Raw genomic sequence first — 20,642 nt, forward strand, 5'->3', positions numbered from 1 at the left:
GGGTGGGCCCCCGGCGCCTTCCCGTCGCCATCTCGGACCCGGCCGCATTGCCACCGTTAGGCCTGCCCGGACTGAACCCGGTGTGGTCGCGACTGATCGAGGTCACGGAGAGCGGCAGCGCTGGCGGCGTGACCCACGGCTGGCACCTGCTCGACAATGGCCCAGAGCTTGACGCGCTCGGCGTGATTCCGGTCGGCACAATTCTGTGTGTGCACGGCAACCCGACCTGGTCCTACCTCTGGCGCACCCTGCTGGCTTCGGCAACGGAGGCCGCGGCGTCGGGCGCGCCAGCCTGGCGCGTGATCGCCGTCGACCAGCTCGATATGGGCTTCTCGGCACGCACCGGAAGGTTTCGCCCGCTCGCCCGCCGGGTGCAGGACCTCGCCGACCTGACAGACGCCCTCGAACTGGCTGGTTCGGTGATCACTCTCGGCCACGACTGGGGCGGAGTGGTGTCCCTCGGCTGGGCCGTCGATCACCCCGAGCTGCTGGCCGGCGTCATGCTGCTGAACACCGCGGTGCACCAGCCGGCCGGCGATCCGATTCCGGCGCCGCTGCGGCTCGCGCTCGGGCGCGGCATCCTCGGCCCGGCAACCATTGCCACGCCCGCCTTCCTCGCCACGACGCTGGCCCTGGCGCATCCGCCGCTGTCTGCCGCGGTGAAGCGCGGCTACCGCGCGCCGTACCGAACCAGCGCCCGCCGCGGCGGTATCGGCGGTTTCGTCGCCGATATCCCGGTTGCCCTCGCGCACGAGAGCCGGGCTGAACTCGACCGCATCGCCGAGGGCGTGCGCTCGGTCACGGTGCCCACTCTGCTGCTGTGGGGACCGCGCGATCCGATTTTCAGCGACCGCTACCTCGACGACCTGGTCGAACGGATGCCGCACGCCCGCGTGCACCGGTTCGAGGGCGCTGGCCATATGCTCGCCGAAGACGCGGACTACGCCGCCGCCGCGCTGCTCTGGCTGGGCGATGCTGTCGTGGGCGTTCCCCTCGAGAGCTCGGGCCCGGTCTCGGGCGCGGTCTCGGGATCGGTCTCGGTCTCGGTCGAGCCGAGCGAGACGGCCGTCTCGGGGAACCTTGCCGCGTGGGCAGCGGCGGGGACGCATCCGCTTTGGCATTACCTCGACGAATTACAGGCCTCCGACGACACCGCCCTCGTCGACATGCAGCCGGCCCCTCGCGCCGTCAGCTGGCGACTGCTCTCGCTGCGCGTGCGGCAGATTGCCGCCGGACTCGTGCACATCGGCGTCAAACCCGGCGACCGGGTCTCGCTGCTCGTGCCGCCGAGCGCCGACCTCACCGCGGTACTCTATGCCTGTGTACGCATCGGCGCCATCGTCGTCGTAGCGGATGCCGGCCTCGGCCTGGCCGGCCTCACTCGCGCCGTGCGCGGTGCCCGCCCCGACTTCATCATCGGGGCCGCTCCCGGCCTCCTGGCCGCCCGCGCGCTCGGTTGGCCGGGGCGTAAAATTTCGGTCGCAGGCTTTCCGGCCCCGATGGCCCGGTTGATCGGCGTCGAGCACACCCTCGCCGAACTGATCAGCCTGGGCCAGGCCCGCCTCATCGCCGGTGACGGGCTTCCGCCCGAACCCGCGCCGAGCGATGCGGCCGCCGTGCTGTTCACGTCGGGTTCGACCGGCCCGGCCAAGGGGGTCGTCTACACGCACGGCCAGCTCTCGGCCGTGAGCCGCGCTCTCTCTCTGCAGTACGGCGTCGGTGTCGGCACCGGCCTCGTCGCCGGATTCGCCCCGTTCGCGCTGCTCGGACCGGCCCTCGGCGCCCGCTCGGTCACCCCCGACATGGACGTCACCGCGCCGAAGACCCTCACCGCGTCCGCCGTCGCATCTGCCGTTGCCGCGATCGACGCGACGGTCGTCTTTCTCTCGCCAGCGGCCCTCGTGAACGTCATCGCGACCGCCGATGCGCTCACGCCGGCCGACCATGCTGCCCTCGCCGGGGTGCAGCGTTTTCTCTCGGCCGGTGCGCCGATCTCCGAGAGCCTGCTCGCCCAGGCCGCAGCGCTCATGCCGGAAGCGACCGCGCACACGCCATACGGCATGACCGAGGGCCTGCTCATGGCCGACATCACGCTCGAAGGCATCCGGGCCGCGGCTGCGAGTGTCGCACAGTCGAAGGCGGTGCAGGCCGTAGCGCACGACGGCGAGTCGGTCCCGGCGAACCTGACGGCGAACCCGGCGGCGCACCTGACGGCGCACTCGACGGCGCACTCGACGGCGCACCCGGCCGGCGGAGTCTGTGTCGGCGGGTCGACCGCGACCACTCGCATCCGCATCAGCGCGCTCGACGCGAGTGGGGCATCCGTCGGTGACCTCTCGGAGGAACCCGACGTGACCGGCGAGATCGTGGTATCGGCGCCGCACGTGAAGGACCACTACGACCGCCTCTGGCTCACCGAGCGCGGCTCGCGGCGTGGCGGAGTGTCGGGCGAACGTTGGCACCGCACCGGCGATGTCGGCCATCTCGACAGTGCTGGCCGCCTCTGGGTCGAGGGCCGCATGCCGCACGTTATCGTGGCGGCCGACGGCGTCGTCACCCCGGTCGGTCCGGAGCAGCGCATCGAAACCCTGCCCGACGTTTCTCGTGCGGCGTTCGTCGGCGTCGGCCCTCTCGGCACTCAGCAGCAGGTTGCCGTACTCGAAACCGTGCCGCCCGCCCGCCGCGCGCACCGGGCACCCGAGGCGCTCGCCGCTGCCGTGCGCTCGATGGTCGGTACACCGGTCGCTGCAGTGCTCGTGGTTCCGAGCCTGCCGACCGACATTCGGCACAACTCCAAGATCGACCGCAGCCGATTGTCGCGCTGGGCCACCGGGATCCTCTCTGGCGGTCGCTGGGTCAAGCCATGAGAGTGCTCGTCACGGGTGCCAGCGGATTTCTCGGCCGTGCCGTCGCTGCTCGCATCAGCGCGGCCGGGCACGAGGTGCGCACCTTTCAACGCCGGCCATCCGGCGTGCCCGGCGTTGAAGATGTGCACGGCTCGATCACGACGCCCGCCGACACCCCCTATGCCGGCCTCGCCTACGCCGTGAGCGGTATGCACGCGGTCGTGCACCTCGCGGCAAAGGTATCGCTCACCGGCGACCCGGCCGCGTTCGAGGCGGTGAATGTTGGCGGAACGCGCACTGTCGTGCAGGCCGCAGCGGATGCCGGCGTCTCCCGTTTCGTCTACGTCTCCTCGCCATCCGTTGCCCATGCCGGCCGTTCGATCATGGGTTCTGACGCCCTGCCGGCCGCGCCGGGGCAGGCTCGCGGCGACTATGCCCGCACCAAGGCGCGGGCCGAACTGCTCGCGCTCGCCGCCGATGCTCCCGAATTCAGCGTGGTCGCGGTGCGTCCGCACTTGGTCTGGGGCCCCGGGGATACCCAGCTGATCGACCGGATCGTCGATCGTGCCCGCCACGGGCGACTGCCGCTGCTCGGACACGGTGCGGCGCTCATCGACACGACCTACGTCGACAATGCAGCCTCCGCGATCCACGCAGCGCTCGATGCCGCCGAGCGGGTGCACGGGCAGTCCTATGTGATCACCAACGGTGAACCGCGCCCGATTGCGGAACTTCTCGCGGGAATCTGCGGCGCGGCCAACGTGCCTGCGCCGGCCTGGCGGGTGCCGGCATCCGCTGCCCGCGCCGCCGGCTCGCTCATCGAGGCCATCTGGCGCGCTCGCCCGGGAACGGATGAGCCGCCGATGACCCGGTTTCTGGCCGAGCAGCTTTCGACCGCGCACTGGTTCGACCAGCGTCGCACCCGCGCCGACCTGGCCTGGACCCCCGAGGTGTCGCTAGACGAGGGATTCGCCCGCCTGGCCGCCCACTACCGCCCGGTCGCCTAGCCCCCGCCATCCCCACCACTGCGGACGGGGCCCGGGCCCCGTCCGGTTGGCGCGCCCGTGCGCGGGAAGGGGAGTCCTCGCGCTATGAACGGATGCCGAGGGCCGCGCGCGCAAACGCGAGCGCTTCCTCGGGCTCCACGCCGAACTGTCGCGCCTTACCGGCGAATGTGGCGGCGGCAACCTGGACCTGTTGCTGGGCGGCATTTCCGCTCGCAGCGATGAAGGATCCGTTCCGGCCCCGCGTCTCGATGACCTCGTCACGCTCGAGTTCACGGTAGGCGCGGGCCACCGTGTTGGCGGCGAGCCCCAAATCTTCGGCAAGCCTGCGCACCGTTGGCAGCTTGTCACCGGGGGCCAGATCTCCCGAGCGCACCGCGGCGAGCACCTGCACCCGTAACTGTTCGTAGGGCGGTGTCGCAGACCGCGGATCGACCAGCAGCATCATGCGGAAGCCTGTGTTCGGTTGCCCGGATCGGACCGATCGCGGGCCTGATCATCGGCCTGATCATTAGGCCGATCACCACCACCACCACCGGCGGCGGCGGCGGAGCGCGCGCGGCGACGGTCGAGTTCGATGGCCGTCTCGGGCCACAGCCTGCGCAGAAAGTGCGTCGTGCTGCGATTGCGCATGCTCGTCAGGCTCCAGCTGACCAGCACGACGATGAGCACCGGACCCATGATCGTGAACGAGCCGACCAGAATCTCGTCGATCGAGCCGGACACCGGCAGGTAGATCGCCTCGCTCAAGGAGAGAAACAACACGCAGGAGCTCGCGGCGGCGATGATCCCGGGAATCTCAACGAGGCTGCGCAGGGTGGTGCTGCGAAAAGCATCACTCCAGGCAAGCTGAATGTACGTGCCGGCCGGTTGGCCGCGGCCGAGCAGAGCGTTCGCCGCCGCCCAGGTCACCAGGCTCGCAGCGGTTGCGAGCGCGAGCAGCAGCCCGGCCGGCCAGAGAATCGTGCGCACCGAGACGTCGTCGAACACCCGATCCGGGTTGATCGCGATCACCCCAAGCACGACCATGTAGCTCAGGGTAGCGAGGCCCAACAGGCCCAGTGAGAACGCGCGGTGCAGCCGGGTGACGTAGTCGGCCAGCTCGGGAGAGGCACTGCGCGCTAGCCGTGGCGCCTCAGCGACAGGGGCGAACGCCGAGCGGGAATCGTTACCGATGAGGGCGACCGTCGACCCGACCGTCATCGCTACAACGACCAGAAGCCCGTTCCCCGGGTTCTCAGCGCCGTCCGGCACGACGAGCGCCGCCACGCTCGAAACGAGTCCGACCATCGACCCGACCACCCCTGCGCGTTCGCGGCGATAGACCCGGCCCGACAGCTCGGGAACGATCTCAGGAACCAACGCGAGCCCGGCCTGCCGGGAGTAGGCCTGCAGCATCCGCCTGCGTGGGTCGGCTCGTGCGCTATAAATCAAGCGGATGCTCAGACCCGCCAAGACCAGCAACGCCAGGATCAGTACGACCGTGTCCACAAAACCTCCCCTTTGTGTCAATTCTGTACCAGAGTAGCGATACAAAATGCGCGACGCAAGGTCACTGGTCAGGCGTCGGAACGGCGGTTCAGGGCGTCGGTGACCAGGGCGAGCGCTGCGGCCGGGGTCACGCCGAGCTGCTCGATTCGTGCCGCGAACGCGTCGGCAGCAGCCTGCGCGTGTCGCTCGGCCGAATCAACATTGGGAGCGACGAAGGATCCGAATCTGCCCCGCGTTTCAATCACACTGTCCCGCTCCAGCTCGCGATAGGCACGCGCGACGGTGTTCGTGGCTAGGCCGAGCTCGGCGGCCAGGGCGCGCACGGTAGGCAGGCGGGTGTCGTGGGCCAATTCGCCGGAGCGCACAGCCGCAACGACCTGACTGCGCAACTGCTCAAACGGCGGCGTGCTCGATCGGGAATCGATGGCAATAAAGGATGTGGGCATGGGAGCCTCCGTTCGACGTCATGAGCAATTTTGCCTCGCTACAACGAAAGCTGCAACAGCATACCCACGGTACGTTCTCTCGCGATGTTTCGCAGAATCGGGTAACGGGTTGCCTCAGCATCAGCGAAACAACCATCTCTGCGCTCTCGCGTGGCCGCGTAGGCTCAAACCATGACTTTTCCGGCCGACCTCCCCGCAGAATTGGCCGGGCTGCTGCCGACCCTGGTCGGTGTCGTGCTGCTACTCGCGGTGGTCGTGACGGTGCTGCGTGTTTATCGCACGCAGCATCCGTTCGCCCCGGCACTCGCCCTGCTGCGTGGAACCCTGCAACTGGCCGCGATCAGCCTCATTCTCAGCGGCATCATCAACGATCCGCTCTGGGTTGGCGTCGGACTGCTCGTCATGTTCGCAGCGGCCGTCGTTACCGTCACGCGCCGCATCGGCTTCAGCCGTCCACATCTGGTGCGCGTGGCTGCGGCGATGGCGCTCGGCGTGGCTGTCACGCTGACCATCGTGTTCACGACCGGGGCGATCGAGTTCTCGCCGCGCTACGTGCTCGCGATCGGCGGGATCATCATCGGCAACGCCATGTCGATCGCGACGCTCAGCGGGCGCCGCTTCTCGGAGGCGGTCGGCGATCACTGGGACGAGGTTGAGGGCTGGCTTGCACTCGGGGCCACGCCACGGCAGTCCACCCGCGACCTGGCCAGGCAGGCGGTTTACTTCGCGATCATTCCGTCCACCGACCAGACCAAGACCACGGGGTTGGTGACGCTGCCGGGAGCGTTCGTCGGAGCGATCTTCGGGGGAGCCTCGCCGCTCGAGGCTGGCCGGTTTCAGATCGTCGTGCTCGCCGGAATCCTCTGTGCCGGGTCGATCGCCGCGGTCACCCTGCTCCACCTGATCTCTCCGGTGCGGCACAAGCCGCTGCCCGGGTAGAAGCCCGCTACTCGATTGAGCGGTGGATCAGGCGAGAGAGCACGATCGCGCTGCGGGTGTGGTCGACGTTGGGGGCGAGGCGTACCTTTTCAAGTGCCGCCTCCAGGCCGGGAATGTCGCGGGCACGAATGTGCACCATGGCGTCGGCGCTACCGGTGACGGTTCCCGCATCGACAACCTCGGGCACCCCCGAGAGGATGCGCAGCAATTCGTCGGGGGCCACCGTGCCGCGGCAGAACAGCTCGACGTAGGCTTCCGTGCTCATGCCGTCGACCGCCGGGTCGACCTGGATGGTGAAGCTGCGAATCACCTTGTCGGCCACCAAGCGGTCGACGCGGCGTTTCACAGCGGATGCCGACAGCCCCACCACCGAGCCGATGTCACCATAGCCCGCGCGCGCGTTCTGGCGCAGCAGGTCGAGAATACTGTGATCGAGGTTGTCCATGGGGCGAGTCTAGGGGGCGATTATACGCAAAATTGCGTCAATGCCGCAGATCTCGAAGATTTCTTGCGCAGATCGGCATGAAACGTCGAATCATGCTGTGTGAGACTGAGAGCGGCGTCCCGGAACGATCACTGCTGTTCGTGCCGGGCTCACGTGAGCGACCTGGTCCGCCATTCACCCGAGTTCCGAGGGTCGACAGGCCCGCGGATCCCCGAAGGAGCCTCATGTCGATCAACTCAGTCATTCCCGTCCTTGCCGAAGACCTGGCCGTTCCCGTGCGTATCGCTACTACGCGCTCCGTGCTGATGTGTAAGCCGCAGTTCTTTACCGTGGTGTATCGCATCAACCCCTGGATGGACCCGGCCCTGCCCACCGACACCTCGCTCGCCGTCGCCCAGTGGCAGACCCTCTACGACACCTATGTCGGCCTCGGCTTCGACGTGCAGCTGATCGATCCGATCGACGGCCTGCCCGACATGGTCTACGCGGCCAACGGTGGCTTCGTCATCGACAACCAGGCCTACGGCGCCAAATTCACGCACGTCGAGCGCCAGCCCGAGGGCCCCGCCTACATGGGCTGGTTCGCCGCCAACGGCTTCGACGTGCGCGTACCGGTCGAGACCAATGAGGGCGAGGGCGACTTTCTGTTGGTCGGCGACGTCATCCTGGCCGGCACCGGCTTTCGCAGCGACTCCAACAGCCACGCCGAACTCTCGGCCATCGCCGGGCGCCCGGTCGTCACCCTGCGCCTGGTCAATCCGAGTTTTTACCACCTCGACACCGCCGTCGCCGTGCTCGACGACACCAACATCGCCTACCTGCCGAGCGCCTTTGACGCGCCGAGCCTCGCGATTCTGCAGGAGCGTTACCCCGACGCGGTCATCGTCACTGAAGAAGATGCCGCCATTCTGGGCCTCAACTCGTATTCCGACGGCTACAACGTCGTCATCGCGGCCCGCGCTAAGGACTTCGAACGCCAGCTGCGCGCGCGCGGCTACAACCCGATCGGCGTCGACCTGTCCGAGCTGCTGCTGGGCGGCGGCGGCGTCAAGTGCTGCACGCTCGAGCTGCGCCGATGACACTGCGCCTCTCAACACTGCGCCTCTCAACACTGCGCCTCTCAACACTGCGCCTCTCAACACTGCGCCTCTCAACACTGCGAACGTCAATCTGAAGGAGCACGCTATGACCCCGAACCTGACCGACGCGAAGACTGAAGCCGCCGCATTCGTTTCGCCAGCTGCCGCTGCCCTGATTGCAGAGGAGAGCGCGCACGCCGCGCACAATTACCACCCACTCGAGGTCGTCGTTGCCTCGGGTGACGGCGCCTGGGTGACGGATGTCGCTGGTCGCCGCTACCTGGACTGCCTGGCCGCATACTCGGCCGTGAACTTCGGGCACTCCAACCCGGTGCTGCTCGACGCCGCCCGCACTCAGCTGGGCCGCATCACCCTGACCAGCCGGGCCTTCTACAACGATCAGCTCGGCCCGTTCGTGACCGCGCTTGCCAAACTCGCCGGTAAAGACATGGTGCTGCCGATGAATACCGGCGCTGAAGCGGTCGAATCCGGCATCAAGGTGGCCCGCGCCTGGGGCTACCGGGTGAAGGGCGTCGCGCCCGACCTCGCCAACATCATCGTGGCCGCCGGCAACTTTCACGGCCGCACCACCACCATCATCAGTTTCTCCGATGACGAGTCTGCCCGCGCCGATTTTGGCCCGTTCACGCCCGGTTTTCGCACCGTGCCCTACGGCGATGCCGCAGCTCTTGAGGCCGCGATCGACGAGAACACCGTGGCCGTGTTGCTCGAACCCATTCAGGGTGAGGCCGGCATAGTCGTACCGCCAGCGTCGTATCTGCCGGCCGTGCGCGAGATCACCAAACGCTTGGGTGTGCTGTTCATCGCCGATGAGATTCAGTCGGGCCTCGGTCGCACCGGATCGACCTTTGCCTGCGACCTCGTGGGCGTCGTGCCCGACCTGTACCTGCTCGGCAAGGCCCTCGGCGGCGGCATCGTTCCCGTCTCGGCCGTGGTCGGCAACACCGACGTTCTCGGAGTGCTGCACCCGGGCGAGCACGGCTCGACCTTCGGCGGCAACCCGCTCGCCGCCGCCGTCGGCCTGGCCGTTGTGAACCTGCTGGCCACCGGCGACTACCAACAGCGCGCGACCGAACTCGGTGCGCGCCTGCACGCGGGGCTTTCCGCGCTGATCGGCCACGGCGTGATCGCCGTGCGCGGCGTGGGGCTCTGGGCCGGTATCGACATCGACCCGTCGCTGGCCCCGGGCCGGGTGGTCTGCGAGGCCCTTCTGGGTCGTGGTCTGCTCGCCAAGGACACGCACGGATCGACCATTCGCCTGGCGCCGCCGATCGTGGTGTCTGTGGAGGACGTGGACTGGGCCGTCGAGCAGCTGCGCCTCGTGCTCGCCGACCTCGCCGCCGCGAAGTAGGCTTCCACCCCTCTTTCAGCTGCCCGGCCACGCCGCGGGGCGGCTGAAAGGGGGGTGTCGGCGTGTGGCGGTTGGCCGGGGCGCGGTGGCCAGGCGCTCTAGGCTGGCAATCATGTACACCGACCTGCCCGAAGCCGAACTCCGTGCCTATCGCAGCGGTCAAGTCGACCCAGTTGATTTCGACGCGTTTTGGGCCGACACGCTCGCCGAGGCCGACCGGTATCCGCTCAATGCCATCGCCACGCGGGTCGATTGCGGGCTGAGCACGCTCGACGTGTTCGACGTGACGTTCGCGGGGTTTGCCGGGCAGCCGATCAAAGCCTGGTTGCGCGTTCCTGTTGGCACTGGCGCTCCGTTGCCGACCGTCGTGCAGTTTCACGGCTACGGCCGGGGGCGCGGGCAAGCGTTCGAGAACCTGCTGTGGGCATCCGCCGGGTATGCGCACTTCGACATGGACCTGCGCGGTCAAGGATTCAGCGGCATCACCGCAGACACAGGCGACGATGCCGGCAGCGGACCGCAGGTACCCGGATTTCTAACTCGCGGCATCGATTCCCGCGAAACCTACTATTACCGACGGCTGTTCACCGATGCGGTGCGCGCCGTTGCGGCGGCCCGCAGCCTCGAGCTTGTCGACTCTGCGCGAGTGGGTGTCGTGGGCACCAGTCAGGGCGGCGGTATCGCGCTCGCCGTGGCTGGGCTCGTGCCCGACCTGGCCGCCGTGGTTGCGCGCGTGCCGTTTCTCTGTGACTTTCCGAGGGCATCCGTCATCACCGATGCGTCGCCGTATCGTGAGATCGGCCAGTACCTCGCGACCAATCGGCTGAAGACGGCACAGGTACACGACGTGCTGGCCTACTTCGACGGTGTCAACTTTGCCAAGCGCGCCACCGCGCCGGTGACGATGACCGCGGCGCTGATGGACCCGATCTGCCCGCCGTCAACAGTGTTCGCTGCCTACAACAATTACGCCGGACCGAAGCAGATCACGGTCTGGCCGTACAACGGGCACGAGGGCGGCGCCTGGGAAGACGACATTCTCGCCCTGCGGGCCTTCAGTGAGCGCCTCGCCTGACGCGTGCGCCAGTACCTGGAGGTCGAGCACGCCCGTCAGGTAACCGTGCGGCGCTCGTTCCCTGCACGAGAGGCCGGCCTGCTGGCGTTCGCACTCCGTCTTGCCTACTCTGCCGGAGCCGCCTTCTTCGGCGCACGCTTCACCGGAGCGCTCGTGATGACAGCGGATGCGCTGACCGTCTGCTTGGGCAGAGCGCCCGTGCGCACGGGAGCTCTGCGCGCCGGAACCGCCTCGGCGGCATCGACCAGGGGCGCGGCCACCGGCTGGAGCCGGGAGAGCTGGGTCACATGGCCGGGGTTCAGTTCTTCAAGCGCGTTCACACCGAGCAGACGCATGGTGCGGGCCACCTGCTCCGACAGAATCGCAATCGTGCGGTCCACCCCGGCTTCACCGCCGGCCATCAGGCCGTAGAGGTAGGCGCGGCCGATCATCGTGAAGCGGGCGCCGAGGGCGATCGACGCGACAATATCGGCCCCCGACATGATGCCCGTGTCGAGGTGCACCTCGGTGTGCGCACCGACCTCGCGGGCAACCCGCGGCAGTAAGTGGAACGGGATCGGCGCTCGGTCGAGCTGGCGACCGCCGTGGTTGGAAAGGATGATGCCATCAACGCCGAGGTCGACGAGGCGCTTGGCGTCGTCGATGTTCTGCACACCCTTGACGACGACCTTGCCGGGCCACTGCGCCTTGATCCAGGCGAGATCGTCAAAGTCGACGGTCGGGTCGAACATGGAATCGAGCAGGTCGGCGACGGTGCCGCTCCAGCGATCGAGGCTCGCAAAGGAGAGCGGCTCGGTGGTCAGAAAATTGATCCACCACTCCGGGCGCGGCAACGCATTGACGACGGTACCGAGGGTGAGCGCTGGTGGAATCGAGAAGCCGTTGCGCTTATCGCGTAGGCGGGCGCCGGCGACGGGCACGTCAACGGTCACCAGAAGCGTGTCGTACCCGGCCGTGGCGGCTCGGTCGACGAGCGCCATCGAGCGGTCGCGGTCCTTCCACATATACAGCTGAAACCAGTTGCGCCCGTTCGGGTTGGCGGCTTTGACGTCTTCGATCGAGGTCGTGCCCATGGTCGACAGGGCGAAGGGGATGCCGGCACGGGCCGCGGCATGCGCCCCGGCAATTTCGCCCTCGGTCTGCATCATTCGGGTGAAGCCGGTGGGTGCGATGCCAAAGGGCTGAGAAACCGGGGCACCGAGCACGTCCCAGCCGGTCGACACGCTCGATACGTCGCGCAGAATCGACGGGTGAAACTCGATGTCTTCGAAGGCCTGGCGAGCCCGGCCCAGCGAGATCTCGGCTTCGGCTGCACCCTCGGTGTAGTCGAACGCAGCCTTCGGCGTGCGCTTCCTGGCGATGGCCCGCAGGTCGGCGATCGTGAGCGCCGCATCGAGGCGGCGCTTCTTCGCGTTGAACTCGGGGGTCTTGAACCTCATCAGCGGGGCGAGGTCTGCGATCTTGGGGATGCGTCGTTGAATCATGGTCGTCCTTATCTAGTGTGCGGTGAGGTGGGTCTCGGCGTAGTACCCCGAAATGTGGGACTGCACGGCGAGGCGGCCGGCATCGGCTTGACCGGTCAGGATGGCACGGAGAATGCCGCGATGCTCGAGCGTGAGACGAGCGGATGTTTTCGGCCAGCTCGCCAGACCCACCGCGCCCGCCCGTGCGTACCCCTCGATGGCGCTGCGGAGGCCGGCCATGGTCGCGATGATGACCAGGTTGCCGCTCGCTTCGGCGAGCGAGAGGTGAAACTGGGCGTCGAGGGCGAGGAATTCGGCTTCGGTGAGGGAATGGTCTTCCATGGCGGTGAGGATTTGCTCGGAGCTGGTCAGATCAGGAGAGCTGGTGCGGCACGCCTCGGCCAGCTCGGCGACGATGGAACCTTCCAGCACGAGACGGGTCTTCACCACGTCGGCTACCGGAAACCCCTGGGCCGCGACCTGCAGGCGCATGAGCGACGACATGCCGCCGCCGGGGCGAGCGACGATGATCGCGCCGGCCGAGGGCCCGGAGCCGGCGGCGGTGCGAATGAGACCCAAGACCTCGAGCACCCGCAGTGCTTCTCGCACGCTCGATCGACCGACACCCAGGTCGGCCGCGAGGGTGCGTTCGGGCGGTAGGTGATCACCTGGGCTGAGGCGTCCCTCGAGCAGGTCGAGTTCGACGGCATCGAGCACGACCTGCCAGGCACGACGGCTGATCGCGGTCATAAGGTCCTCTCGGTCGACGTTCTGTGGTCTGACCACAAACTATACGACTTTGCGGGGTGTGCGGGATACAGTTTCAGCCAACCCGGGGGAGACCATGACCGCAGCACTCGGGCTCATCGACCTGAAACTGCCCGACGGACCGGGTGGCAGCGCCGGCCTGAAAGCCGTGCTGGCGATTCCCTCAGGCGACGGCCCGTGGCCCGGTGCTGGCGCGCGTCCTCGGCGCCGGCCCCGACCCGGTGGCCGCCGCCAACGCCTGGAAGCGCATCGAAGCGTTTTTCGGCGAACACCTCGCGGCGTCTGAATAGTGTTGGAAGCGGGCGGCAACTGGTAACCTCCAACAAGAACAGGGGACACCATCGCCAAACGCTCAACCATTATCGCCATGGTCACCGTCGCATCCGTTGTTGCCATCGGCGGTGCGGCCACTGCGCTGGCGCTGACTCCGCAAACCGGCTCCGACACGACGCTGACCGTGCGGGTCTGGGACGAACAGGTCGCGCAATCCTACGACACGTCGTTCACGGCGTTCGAGAAAGCCAATCCGGGCATCGATGTCGCCGTCAACGTTGTGCCGTGGGCCGACTACTTCACCAAACTACGCGTCGACGTGGCGGGCGAGACCGCCGACGATGTGTTCTGGGTGAACGCCGGCAACTTCGCCGACTATGCCGTCAACGGCAGCCTGACGAACATAACGGATGCCCTCGGCTCCGACGCTCAGGCCAACTGGCAAACCAGCGTCATCGACCAGTACACCCTCGATGGTGCGCTCTGGGGCGTACCTCAGCTGGCTGACCCCGGGATCGGACTGTATTACAACGAGGAACTCCTCGCGGCAGCCGGTATCGACCCGAGCAGCGTCGGCGACCTGCACTGGGATCCGGCCACCGGCGAAGACACCCTGCTGCCCGTGCTGCAAAAGCTCACCGTCGACGCCAACGGCAACACCGCCGACAACCCAGCGTTCGACCCCTCGCAAATCGTGCAGTACGGCTACAACGCCGCCAACGACCTCAACGCCATCTACCTCAACTACCTCGGCTCGAACGGTGCGGCCCTACAAGACGGCGACGAGTTCGTCTTCGACACGGCCAAGGGGCAGGAGTCGTTCCAGTACGTGATCGACCTGATGAACAAATATCATGTGGCCCCGTCGGCCGCCGACACCAACCTCAACGGCGACTTCGCGCTCGACCAGTTTCTGCAGGGCAAGATGGCCCTGTTCCAGAGCGGCGTCTACAACCTCAGCAACGTGAGTGATGGCGCCGGCTTCACATGGGGTGTCGCGACGATTCCGTCGGGTCCGGCCGGCGCGATCAGCGTCACCAACGGCGTCATTGCCGCTGGCAACGCCGACTCGAAGCATCCGGGACAAACCCGCAAACTGCTCGAGTGGCTCGGCAGTACCGCGGGCAGCGCGGCTATCGGCGAAGACGGGTCGGCATCGCCGGCCGTCATCGGAGCGCAGGCCGGTTATGTCGAGTCGTGGCAGCAACGGGGCATCGACGTGACCGCGTTCATCGAAGTGCTCGACAACGGCACCGTGCAGGCGCCGCAGGGCGCGAGATGGGCCGAGGCCTCCGACGCGTTCGAGTCGACCTTCGCCGAAATGTTCCTGGGTCGTATTCCGGTCGACCAGGCCCTGCGCACCGCGCAAGCCAGTGCGAACGCGGCCCTCGACGGCTAAACAGGGTGACGCAGCGACTAACTCGTCAACACGACGTTGAGCGGGGTCTCGTCGCGCAGCATCCGTTCTATCTGCTCGCGCACCAGCCGGGCCATGCGCGGCAGCATGGCGCTCGAGGCGCCGCCGACATGTGGTGAGATGAGCACATTCGACAGGGCGAAGAGCGGATGCCCCGCCGGCAACGGTTCCGGCTCGGTCACGTCGAGTGCGAGCCTGAGGCGGCCGCTCGTCGCGTGCGCGAGCAGCGCGGCGGTATCGGCGACCGGGCCGCGGGCAATGTTCACGAGCAGGCTATCGTCACGCATCTGGGTCAGGAACGCGTCGTCGACCAGGTGAGTGGTCTCTGCAGTCAGTGGAACGCCGACGACGACGATGTCGGCCTGTGGCAGCAGTTCGGAGAGGGAATCGAAGCCGTAGATCGCGCCACGCTCATCGTCGCGGGCCGTGCGCGCGACGCGGATGACCGTGGTCTCGAAGGCCAGCAGCCGGCTCTCGATGGCCTGACCGACACCGCCGTAGCCGAGTAGCAACACCGTGCGGTCGGCGAGGCTCGGGTGATGGGTCGGCGCCCATTCGCCGGCGTCGGCGGCGCGCACAAAATCGGGGATTCCGCGCTGGGAGGCCAGGATGAGGGCGAGGGTGAGCTCGGCGGTGGAGGCTTCGTGCACGCTCGCAGCATTGGCGAAGACATGCCCGGCAGGGAGGACCTGATCGACACCGTCGTAGCCGATGGACTGGCTCTGCACTAATCGGGTCTCGACACCGGCGAGGTGCGCGAGTCGCTCGGTCCCGCCCATATACGGCGTGACGACGATGTCGAACCGCGGCCGGGGAGCCGGGCCATCGAGTGCCCATTCGACGACTTCGACGCCGGCCGGCAGTTCACCGACCGCCTTGCGCAGGAGGGAATCGGGCAGGCTGACCAGCAATGGATTCATTCCATGAGCCTACTTCGCCCGTGCGCGTCGCCCACCTCTCGGGTGTTAGCGCCATCGTCATCATGCTCGGTCACATCGCCCTGGCCGTCGTGCCGGGGGTCAGCGGTCTCGTAACCGGCCTCGTCCTGGTCGTTGTCGGCAGCGGTGGGCTCAAGGCCAGCGCGACGTTTGCCGGTCCGATCCTCACCGGGGTGTTGCAGACCAAGATCGGATTTCACTATGGTTTTGGACTCGCCGCTGTGGGCATGGCGATCGGGTTGACCCAATACTCGTTCGGCTGCAAACAGCTGTCGGATACTGCCCGATTGGTGCCGGATCCCCTCCCGCGGTCCCGTTAACGCGGCTATGCCTACGGGGCAATACTCGTCGTCGTCGTGCTCGTGTTGACCGGCGTGATCACCGCGGGCAATCTGGTCACGCTCGTGATTGGGTTGACCGTCATCGCCACGGTCGCTTATGTCGCGGTGATACTCACGAACCGGCAGATCACTCCGGTACAACGCACACGTGTCTATGTCTCCATCCCGCTTGTCGTGGCCAGCGCTGCGTTCTGGTCGCTGTACCAGCAGCAGTTCACGGTCGTCACGATCTATTCCGACGAGCGGCTTGACCGGGCTCTGTTCGGCTGGGAGATGCCGGTGTCGTGGGTGCAGTCAATCAAGCCCGTCTTCATCATCGTGCTTTCCGGCATTTTCGCTGCTGTGTGGACCAAGTGGGGCTCGAGGCAGCCGTCTACGCCGATGAAGTTCGCGGTCGGAACCGCGGTCATGGGGGCCGTCACCCGACGACGGTGCCCGCTCAGCTCTAGCGCGGCACTGTGGCCTCGACGATGGCGATTTCTCGCGTCGCGGTTTCGCGGTTGCGTTCGGCGGCGTGCTCACGATCCAGGTCTGGGGCAATGTCCAAGGCGGCGTCCTCGTGCAGCGTCGGCCTGGCGTCCTCGCGCTTGGCCGCAGGCACCTCGCGCTCGTCGCCGGAATGCCGCACGCGCACCCGTGGTGACGAGAACGGATGCAGCTGCACCCGCAACCGGCGATAGCGCACCATCCAGAACAATATGACGGCCGCCGCCAACAGGCCGGACATCGCTGCGAGGCCGAGCGCCCAACGCGGGCCGAAGGCATCCGCTACCCGACCGACGAGTGGTGCGCCGAGGGGAGTACCGCCGACGAAAATGGCCATGTAGAGCGCCATTACCCGGCCGCGCATCTCGGGCCGCGTCGTGGTCTGCACGTACGCGTTCGCGGTCGTCATCAGGGTGAGTGAAGCTAGGCCGACCAGCGCGAGAGATATGGCGAAAGTGGCATATGTCGGCATGATCGCCGACAGTGCGCACGCAATGCCGAACAGAGCGGCGCCGAGCACGATGAGGCGCAGCCGGGCGCGGCTCCGTCGGGCAGAGAGCAGAGCGCCAATGACGGCGCCGATGGCCATGATCGAACTGAGCAGGCCAAATTCCGCAGCCCCCCGGCCGAACTCGATCGTGGCCATGGTCGAGGTGAAGATGGCGAAGTTCAGGCCAAACGTGCCGATCAGAAAGACCGCGATCATGACGACAACGATATCGGAACGACCGCGCACATAGCGAAAGCCAGCCAGGAGCTGCCCACGCTCGCGGGAGATCGTCGGTTGGCGACGCAGCTGGTGCGTGCGCAGCAGGGTCATCGCGAAGACGGTCCCGGCGAAGGTAACCGCGTTGATCATGAACACCCAGCCGGCACCGACGGCAACCGTGAGCAGTCCGGCGGCAGCCGGACCGATCAAGCGTGCACCGTGGAATGAAGCGGAATTGAGTGCGACGGCATTGGACAGTTGGTCTTCAGCGACGAGTTCGGAGACGAAAGTTTGGCGGGCCGGCGCGTCGATCGCGGCGACGATGCCGAGGCCGAAGGCAAAGAGGTAGACGTGCCAGAGCTCGGCCACTTCGAGCACGGTCAGGATGCCCAGGCCGAGGGCCAGCAACCCCATCAGGGTCTGGGTGAGAATGAGCAGCTTGCGCCGGTTGAACCGGTCGGCGATCAGCCCGGACCAGGGCATGAGCAGCAGCATCGGGCCGAGTTGCAAAGCCATGGTGATGCCGACCGCGGTCGCGTTGTAGTTGGTGAGCTCGGTCAGTACGATCCAGTCCTGGGCGGTGCGCTGCATCCAGGTGCCGATGTTCGACACCAAAGCTCCGGCGAACCAGATGCGGTAATTGACGACGCTCAGCGAGCGGAACATGGCACTCAACTGTCGGCGAGCTCCTTCATTATCAGTGTCGCGGCGGCGAGAACGCGGTGCTGTTCGGGACTGAGCCGAGCAACTCGCTGCGCCAGCCAGGCATCTCGCCGCTTGCGAGTTTCGGTCATGATCTCGCGCGCGGCATCCGTTGTGGTCAGCACGATCTTGCGGCCATCGAGCGTGGAATTCGTGCGGGTCACGAGGCCGGCATCGACGAGGCATTTGACCGTACGGGTCATCGATGGCGGGGTGACCCGTTCGAATTCGCTGAGCTCGGTGAGCGTCAGCGGGCCGTGCACGTACAGCACGCCGAGTGCCGAGAACTGGCCGCTGCCCAACTCGTTTTCGGCTTTTTCCTGCCGCAGACGGCGAGCTAGGCGCCCATTGGCCAGTCGAAATTCGTGGCTGATCTCCGAGGTGTTGTTCGCTGCCTGGTCAGGGCCGGCCAATGGCTGTGCTGTGACGACGCCGAGGGCTAGGATTTTCGGGTGTATTCGCGATTCCATATATCATTAGCATAGCAAATTAGCCTTGCTAAGGACATTATTACTTCGAGCATGCCCCGCACAAGAGAGCAGACTAGCCCCGTGCCTACATATACGCATGCCTCCGGCCTGGTTATCACCTACTACGTCTGGCCGGTCCCTGCCCCCCGAGCCGTGATTCAGCTCGCCCACGGTGTCGGCGAACACGCCCAGCGCTACGCGGCGCTCGCCGCCGACCTCAATCGGGCCGGTTACACGGTCTACGCCGATGACCACGTCGGCCACGGCCAGACCGGACTCGCCCAGCACGGCGGCGATCACACCAGGCTGGGTCGGCTCGGCGCCGGCGGGCTGCGCTCGGCAGTAGCCGGCGTCTACCAGCTGAGTGGAATCATCCGCTCAGAGCATCCGGCCCTGCCCCTCGTGTTGCTCGGGCACAGTTGGGGATCGTTCATGGTGCAGATGATCGTCAACGAGCACGCGGCCGCGTACGATGCCATCGTGCTCTCCGGAACCGCCTACCGCTGGCCCGGTTACCTCGATGGCGGCGACCTGAACCGCAGGCACAAGGCACTTGGCACTACCGGGGTCGAGTGGCTTAGCCGTGACCCGGCCGTCGCCGCAGCCTTCGTGGCCGACCCGCTCACCACGGCGACGCCGCTCGCCAAGCTGTTCGGCATTCGCGAGGCCGCGCGCTTGTTTGGTCGCCCGGCGCGTGGCCTGCCCGGTGGCCTGCCGCTGCTCGTGCTCGTCGGCGGTGATGATACCGTCGGCGGGGAACGCAGTGCGCTCAAGCTGGTGACCTCCTACGTTCGGCGTTCCGGGCTGCGGGACGTGCGCCTGATCGTGTACCCGGGTGCTCGGCACGAAGTTTTCAACGAGATTAACCGCGACGAAGTCATCGGCGACCTCGTGGACTGGCTCGACGAGCACCTGACCGCCGTAGGCTGATTGTATGCATGGTGAATATAAGGTTCCGGGCGGCAAACTGGTCGTCGTTGATCTCGATGTCGTCGATGACGTCATAACCAACTTTCGTCTGGCCGGAGACTTCTTTCTGGAGCCTGACGATGCCCTCGAAGACATCAATTCCGCGGTGAGCGGCCTCCCCGTCGGCAGTGCGACGGCCACGATCGCCGCTACGGTGCGTGGTGCGCTCCCCAGCGGTGCTATTCTGCTCGGATTCTCTCCGGAGGCCGTGGCCGTGGCGATTCGCCGTTCGCTGGCCCAGGCGAGCACCTGGCGGGACTACGACTGGCAGATCATCCACTCGCTGCAGCCCGTCGCGCCCGTGCTGCAGATGGCCCTCGACGAGGTGCTCGCGACCGAGGTTGCGGAGGGACGCCGACAGCCCACACTCCGTATCTGGGAGTGGAACGAACCGGCCGTCGTGATCGGCAGTTTTCAGTCGCTCAAGAACGAGGTCGACCCCGAGAATGCCGCCAAGTATGGCTTCACCGTGGTGCGGCGCATCAGCGGCGGCGGCGCCATGTTCATGGAAGCCGGCTCGGTCATCACGTATTCCATCTACGCGCCGACCGACCTTGTGCAGGGCATGAGCTTCGCCGACTCCTACGCTTTTCTCGACGAGTGGGTCATCGCCGCTCTCAAATCCCTCGGCATCGACGCGCACTACGAGCCGCTCAACGACATCACGAGTCCCGGGGGCAAGATCGGCGGAGCGGCCCAGAAGCGCCTGGGAAGCGGAGCCGTGCTGCACCACGTCACCATGAGTTATGACATGGACGGTGAAAAAATGGTGCAGGTGCTGCGCATCGGCCGCGAAAAGCTCAGCGATAAGGGCATCACGAGCGCCGCCAAACGCGTCGACCCGCTACGCAGTCAGACCGGTCTCACCCGCGCTGCGATCATCGACCGTATGAAAGAAACCTTCACCGGTCTGTACGGCGCCAGCGAGGGTGACGTCACCGCCGAGGAATACGCCAAGGCCACGGAGCTCGTCGCGAACAAATTCAGCACAGAGGCCTGGTTGGCCCGGGTTCCGTGAACCGCGACGAACGGATGCTCGCGGTGCGCCCGCCAGCATCCACTCGCCACTACCGCCCGCGCGTCAGCAGGTCTTGGTAGTCAACGTGAGTGTCTATCCAGTGCGCCACGTACGAGCAGTCCGGCACGACGGCTCGCGTGGTGCGAACGCGCACGTCGCCCAGCGCCTGCTCGACCAGAATGCTGGCGAGCCCGTGCGTGCGTTGGGCCGGATCGACCTCGGTGTGGGTGAAGTGCACGGCCGTTGACGTCGTGGTGTAGTCGGCCCGTCCCACGGCCTCGTCGTCGAGCCACACCGTGTAGCGGCTCTGCCCCGGGTCGTGGCGTACTTCCACAGTCCCGGCGTCGGCCAGATTCTGCGAGTGGATGGTCGTCGATTCAGCAGTCATCCC

At 66.8% G+C, this 20,642-nt stretch carries 19 protein-coding genes and 2 pseudogenes; 10 read left to right on the forward strand and 11 right to left on the reverse strand.

All coding sequences use genetic code 11. The features are described from left to right. Positions 1-2 precede the first annotated feature (2 nt). On the forward strand, positions 3-2,867 hold the full coding sequence (locus tag CXY74_RS04040) for an alpha/beta fold hydrolase (protein WP_233193210.1): 2,865 nt from the start codon (positions 3-5) through the stop codon (positions 2,865-2,867). Next, complete coding sequence (locus CXY74_RS04045; RefSeq protein ID WP_104199233.1) at positions 2,864-3,853, forward strand: NAD(P)-dependent oxidoreductase; 990 nt, start codon at positions 2,864-2,866, stop codon at positions 3,851-3,853. Before CXY74_RS04040 ends, CXY74_RS04045 begins: the two co-directional genes overlap by 4 nt. 82 nt (positions 3,854-3,935) lie before the next feature. On the opposite strand, the gene CXY74_RS04050 is transcribed toward CXY74_RS04045, so the two are convergent. From CXY74_RS04050 to CXY74_RS04060, 3 genes are all read right to left on the reverse strand, one after another. After that, positions 3,936-4,298 carry a GntR family transcriptional regulator gene (locus CXY74_RS04050; protein ID WP_370446119.1) on the reverse strand — a complete coding sequence of 121 codons (363 nt, stop codon included), beginning with the start codon at positions 4,296-4,298 and terminating at the stop codon, positions 3,936-3,938. Then, positions 4,295-5,341 (reverse strand): hypothetical protein, encoded by a 1,047-nt coding sequence (locus tag CXY74_RS04055; protein WP_104199234.1) that lies wholly within the window; start codon positions 5,339-5,341, stop codon positions 4,295-4,297. Before CXY74_RS04055 ends, CXY74_RS04050 begins: the two co-directional genes overlap by 4 nt. A 68-nt stretch (positions 5,342-5,409) precedes the next feature. After that, positions 5,410-5,787 carry a GntR family transcriptional regulator gene (locus tag CXY74_RS04060; RefSeq protein ID WP_104199235.1) on the reverse strand — a complete coding sequence of 126 codons (378 nt, stop codon included), beginning with the start codon at positions 5,785-5,787 and terminating at the stop codon, positions 5,410-5,412. A 171-nt stretch (positions 5,788-5,958) separates the two neighbouring features. Here CXY74_RS04060 and CXY74_RS04065 point away from each other — a divergent pair, with 171 nt between their 5' ends. Continuing rightward, complete coding sequence (locus tag CXY74_RS04065) at positions 5,959-6,726, forward strand: ABC transporter permease (RefSeq protein WP_104199236.1); 768 nt, start codon at positions 5,959-5,961, stop codon at positions 6,724-6,726. A gap of 7 nt (positions 6,727-6,733) precedes the next feature. On the opposite strand, the gene CXY74_RS04070 is transcribed toward CXY74_RS04065, so the two are convergent. Then, positions 6,734-7,171: an Lrp/AsnC family transcriptional regulator gene (locus CXY74_RS04070; RefSeq protein WP_092106650.1), complete on the reverse strand. Its 438-nt coding sequence runs from the start codon at positions 7,169-7,171 to the stop codon at positions 6,734-6,736. 224 nt (positions 7,172-7,395) lie between these two features. Here CXY74_RS04070 and ddaH point away from each other — a divergent pair, with 224 nt between their 5' ends. Further along, entirely contained in the window at positions 7,396-8,250 is an 855-nt protein-coding gene (gene ddaH / locus CXY74_RS04075) for a dimethylargininase (protein WP_104199237.1), read from the forward strand. Positions 8,251-8,265: 15 nt separating this feature from the next. On the opposite strand, the pseudogene CXY74_RS18360 reads toward ddaH, so the two are convergent. Beyond that, positions 8,266-8,328: pseudogene (locus CXY74_RS18360) on the reverse strand (pentapeptide repeat-containing protein); the annotation flags it as partial. Between the two features lie 28 nt (positions 8,329-8,356). Here CXY74_RS18360 and rocD point away from each other — a divergent pair. Both rocD and CXY74_RS04090 read left to right on the forward strand, forming a co-directional pair. Beyond that, positions 8,357-9,622 carry an ornithine--oxo-acid transaminase gene (rocD, locus tag CXY74_RS04085; protein ID WP_104199238.1) on the forward strand — a complete coding sequence of 422 codons (1,266 nt, stop codon included), beginning with the start codon at positions 8,357-8,359 and terminating at the stop codon, positions 9,620-9,622. A 112-nt stretch (positions 9,623-9,734) separates the two neighbouring features. Beyond that, on the forward strand, positions 9,735-10,697 hold the full coding sequence (locus CXY74_RS04090) for an alpha/beta fold hydrolase (RefSeq protein WP_104199239.1): 963 nt from the start codon (positions 9,735-9,737) through the stop codon (positions 10,695-10,697). Positions 10,698-10,801: 104 nt separating this feature from the next. Here the strand turns inward: CXY74_RS04090 and CXY74_RS04095 are convergent, their stop codons facing one another. Next, the gene (locus CXY74_RS04095) at positions 10,802-12,181 is read right to left on the reverse strand and encodes an alpha-hydroxy acid oxidase (protein ID WP_104199240.1); all 1,380 of its coding nucleotides are present in this window, start codon (positions 12,179-12,181) and stop codon (positions 10,802-10,804) included. A gap of 12 nt (positions 12,182-12,193) precedes the next feature. Next, on the reverse strand, positions 12,194-12,910 hold the full coding sequence (locus CXY74_RS04100; protein WP_104199241.1) for a FadR/GntR family transcriptional regulator: 717 nt from the start codon (positions 12,908-12,910) through the stop codon (positions 12,194-12,196). Between the two features lie 385 nt (positions 12,911-13,295). Between CXY74_RS04100 and CXY74_RS04110 the strand changes: the two genes are divergently transcribed. After that, positions 13,296-14,600: a sugar ABC transporter substrate-binding protein gene (locus CXY74_RS04110; RefSeq protein WP_233193206.1), complete on the forward strand. Its 1,305-nt coding sequence runs from the start codon at positions 13,296-13,298 to the stop codon at positions 14,598-14,600. Positions 14,601-14,617: 17 nt separating this feature from the next. On the opposite strand, the gene CXY74_RS04115 is transcribed toward CXY74_RS04110, so the two are convergent. Further along, the gene (locus CXY74_RS04115) at positions 14,618-15,538 is read right to left on the reverse strand and encodes a 2-hydroxyacid dehydrogenase (RefSeq protein WP_104199243.1); all 921 of its coding nucleotides are present in this window, start codon (positions 15,536-15,538) and stop codon (positions 14,618-14,620) included. A 47-nt stretch (positions 15,539-15,585) separates the two neighbouring features. On the opposite strand from CXY74_RS04115, the pseudogene CXY74_RS04120 reads away from it, so the two are divergent. Beyond that, a pseudogene (locus tag CXY74_RS04120) lies at positions 15,586-16,311 on the forward strand (oligopeptide:H+ symporter); the annotation flags it as partial. Positions 16,312-16,342: 31 nt separating this feature from the next. Here the strand turns inward: CXY74_RS04120 and CXY74_RS04125 are convergent. Together CXY74_RS04125 and CXY74_RS04130 are read right to left on the reverse strand one after the other, a co-directional pair. Then, positions 16,343-17,767, reverse strand: a complete 1,425-nt coding sequence (locus CXY74_RS04125; protein WP_104199244.1) for an MFS transporter — start codon at positions 17,765-17,767, stop codon at positions 16,343-16,345. Next, positions 17,764-18,264, reverse strand: coding sequence for a MarR family winged helix-turn-helix transcriptional regulator (locus CXY74_RS04130; RefSeq protein ID WP_104199245.1), 501 nt, complete (start codon positions 18,262-18,264; stop codon positions 17,764-17,766). Before CXY74_RS04130 ends, CXY74_RS04125 begins: the two co-directional genes overlap by 4 nt. Positions 18,265-18,345: 81 nt before the next feature. On the opposite strand from CXY74_RS04130, the gene CXY74_RS04135 reads away from it, so the two are divergent. Together CXY74_RS04135 and CXY74_RS04140 are read left to right on the forward strand one after the other, a co-directional pair. Continuing rightward, on the forward strand, positions 18,346-19,194 hold the full coding sequence (locus CXY74_RS04135; protein WP_233193207.1) for an alpha/beta fold hydrolase: 849 nt from the start codon (positions 18,346-18,348) through the stop codon (positions 19,192-19,194). Between the two features lie 4 nt (positions 19,195-19,198). Beyond that, entirely contained in the window at positions 19,199-20,251 is a 1,053-nt protein-coding gene (locus CXY74_RS04140; RefSeq protein WP_104199247.1) for a biotin/lipoate A/B protein ligase family protein, read from the forward strand. Between the two features lie 49 nt (positions 20,252-20,300). On the opposite strand, the gene CXY74_RS04145 is transcribed toward CXY74_RS04140, so the two are convergent. Further along, positions 20,301-20,639 (reverse strand): GNAT family N-acetyltransferase, encoded by a 339-nt coding sequence (locus CXY74_RS04145; protein ID WP_104195505.1) that lies wholly within the window; start codon positions 20,637-20,639, stop codon positions 20,301-20,303. Positions 20,640-20,642: the final 3 nt, after the last annotated feature.

This window comes from Cryobacterium sp. Y29 (genome assembly GCF_002929825.1).
Classification (GTDB): Bacteria; Actinomycetota; Actinomycetes; order Actinomycetales; family Microbacteriaceae; genus Cryobacterium.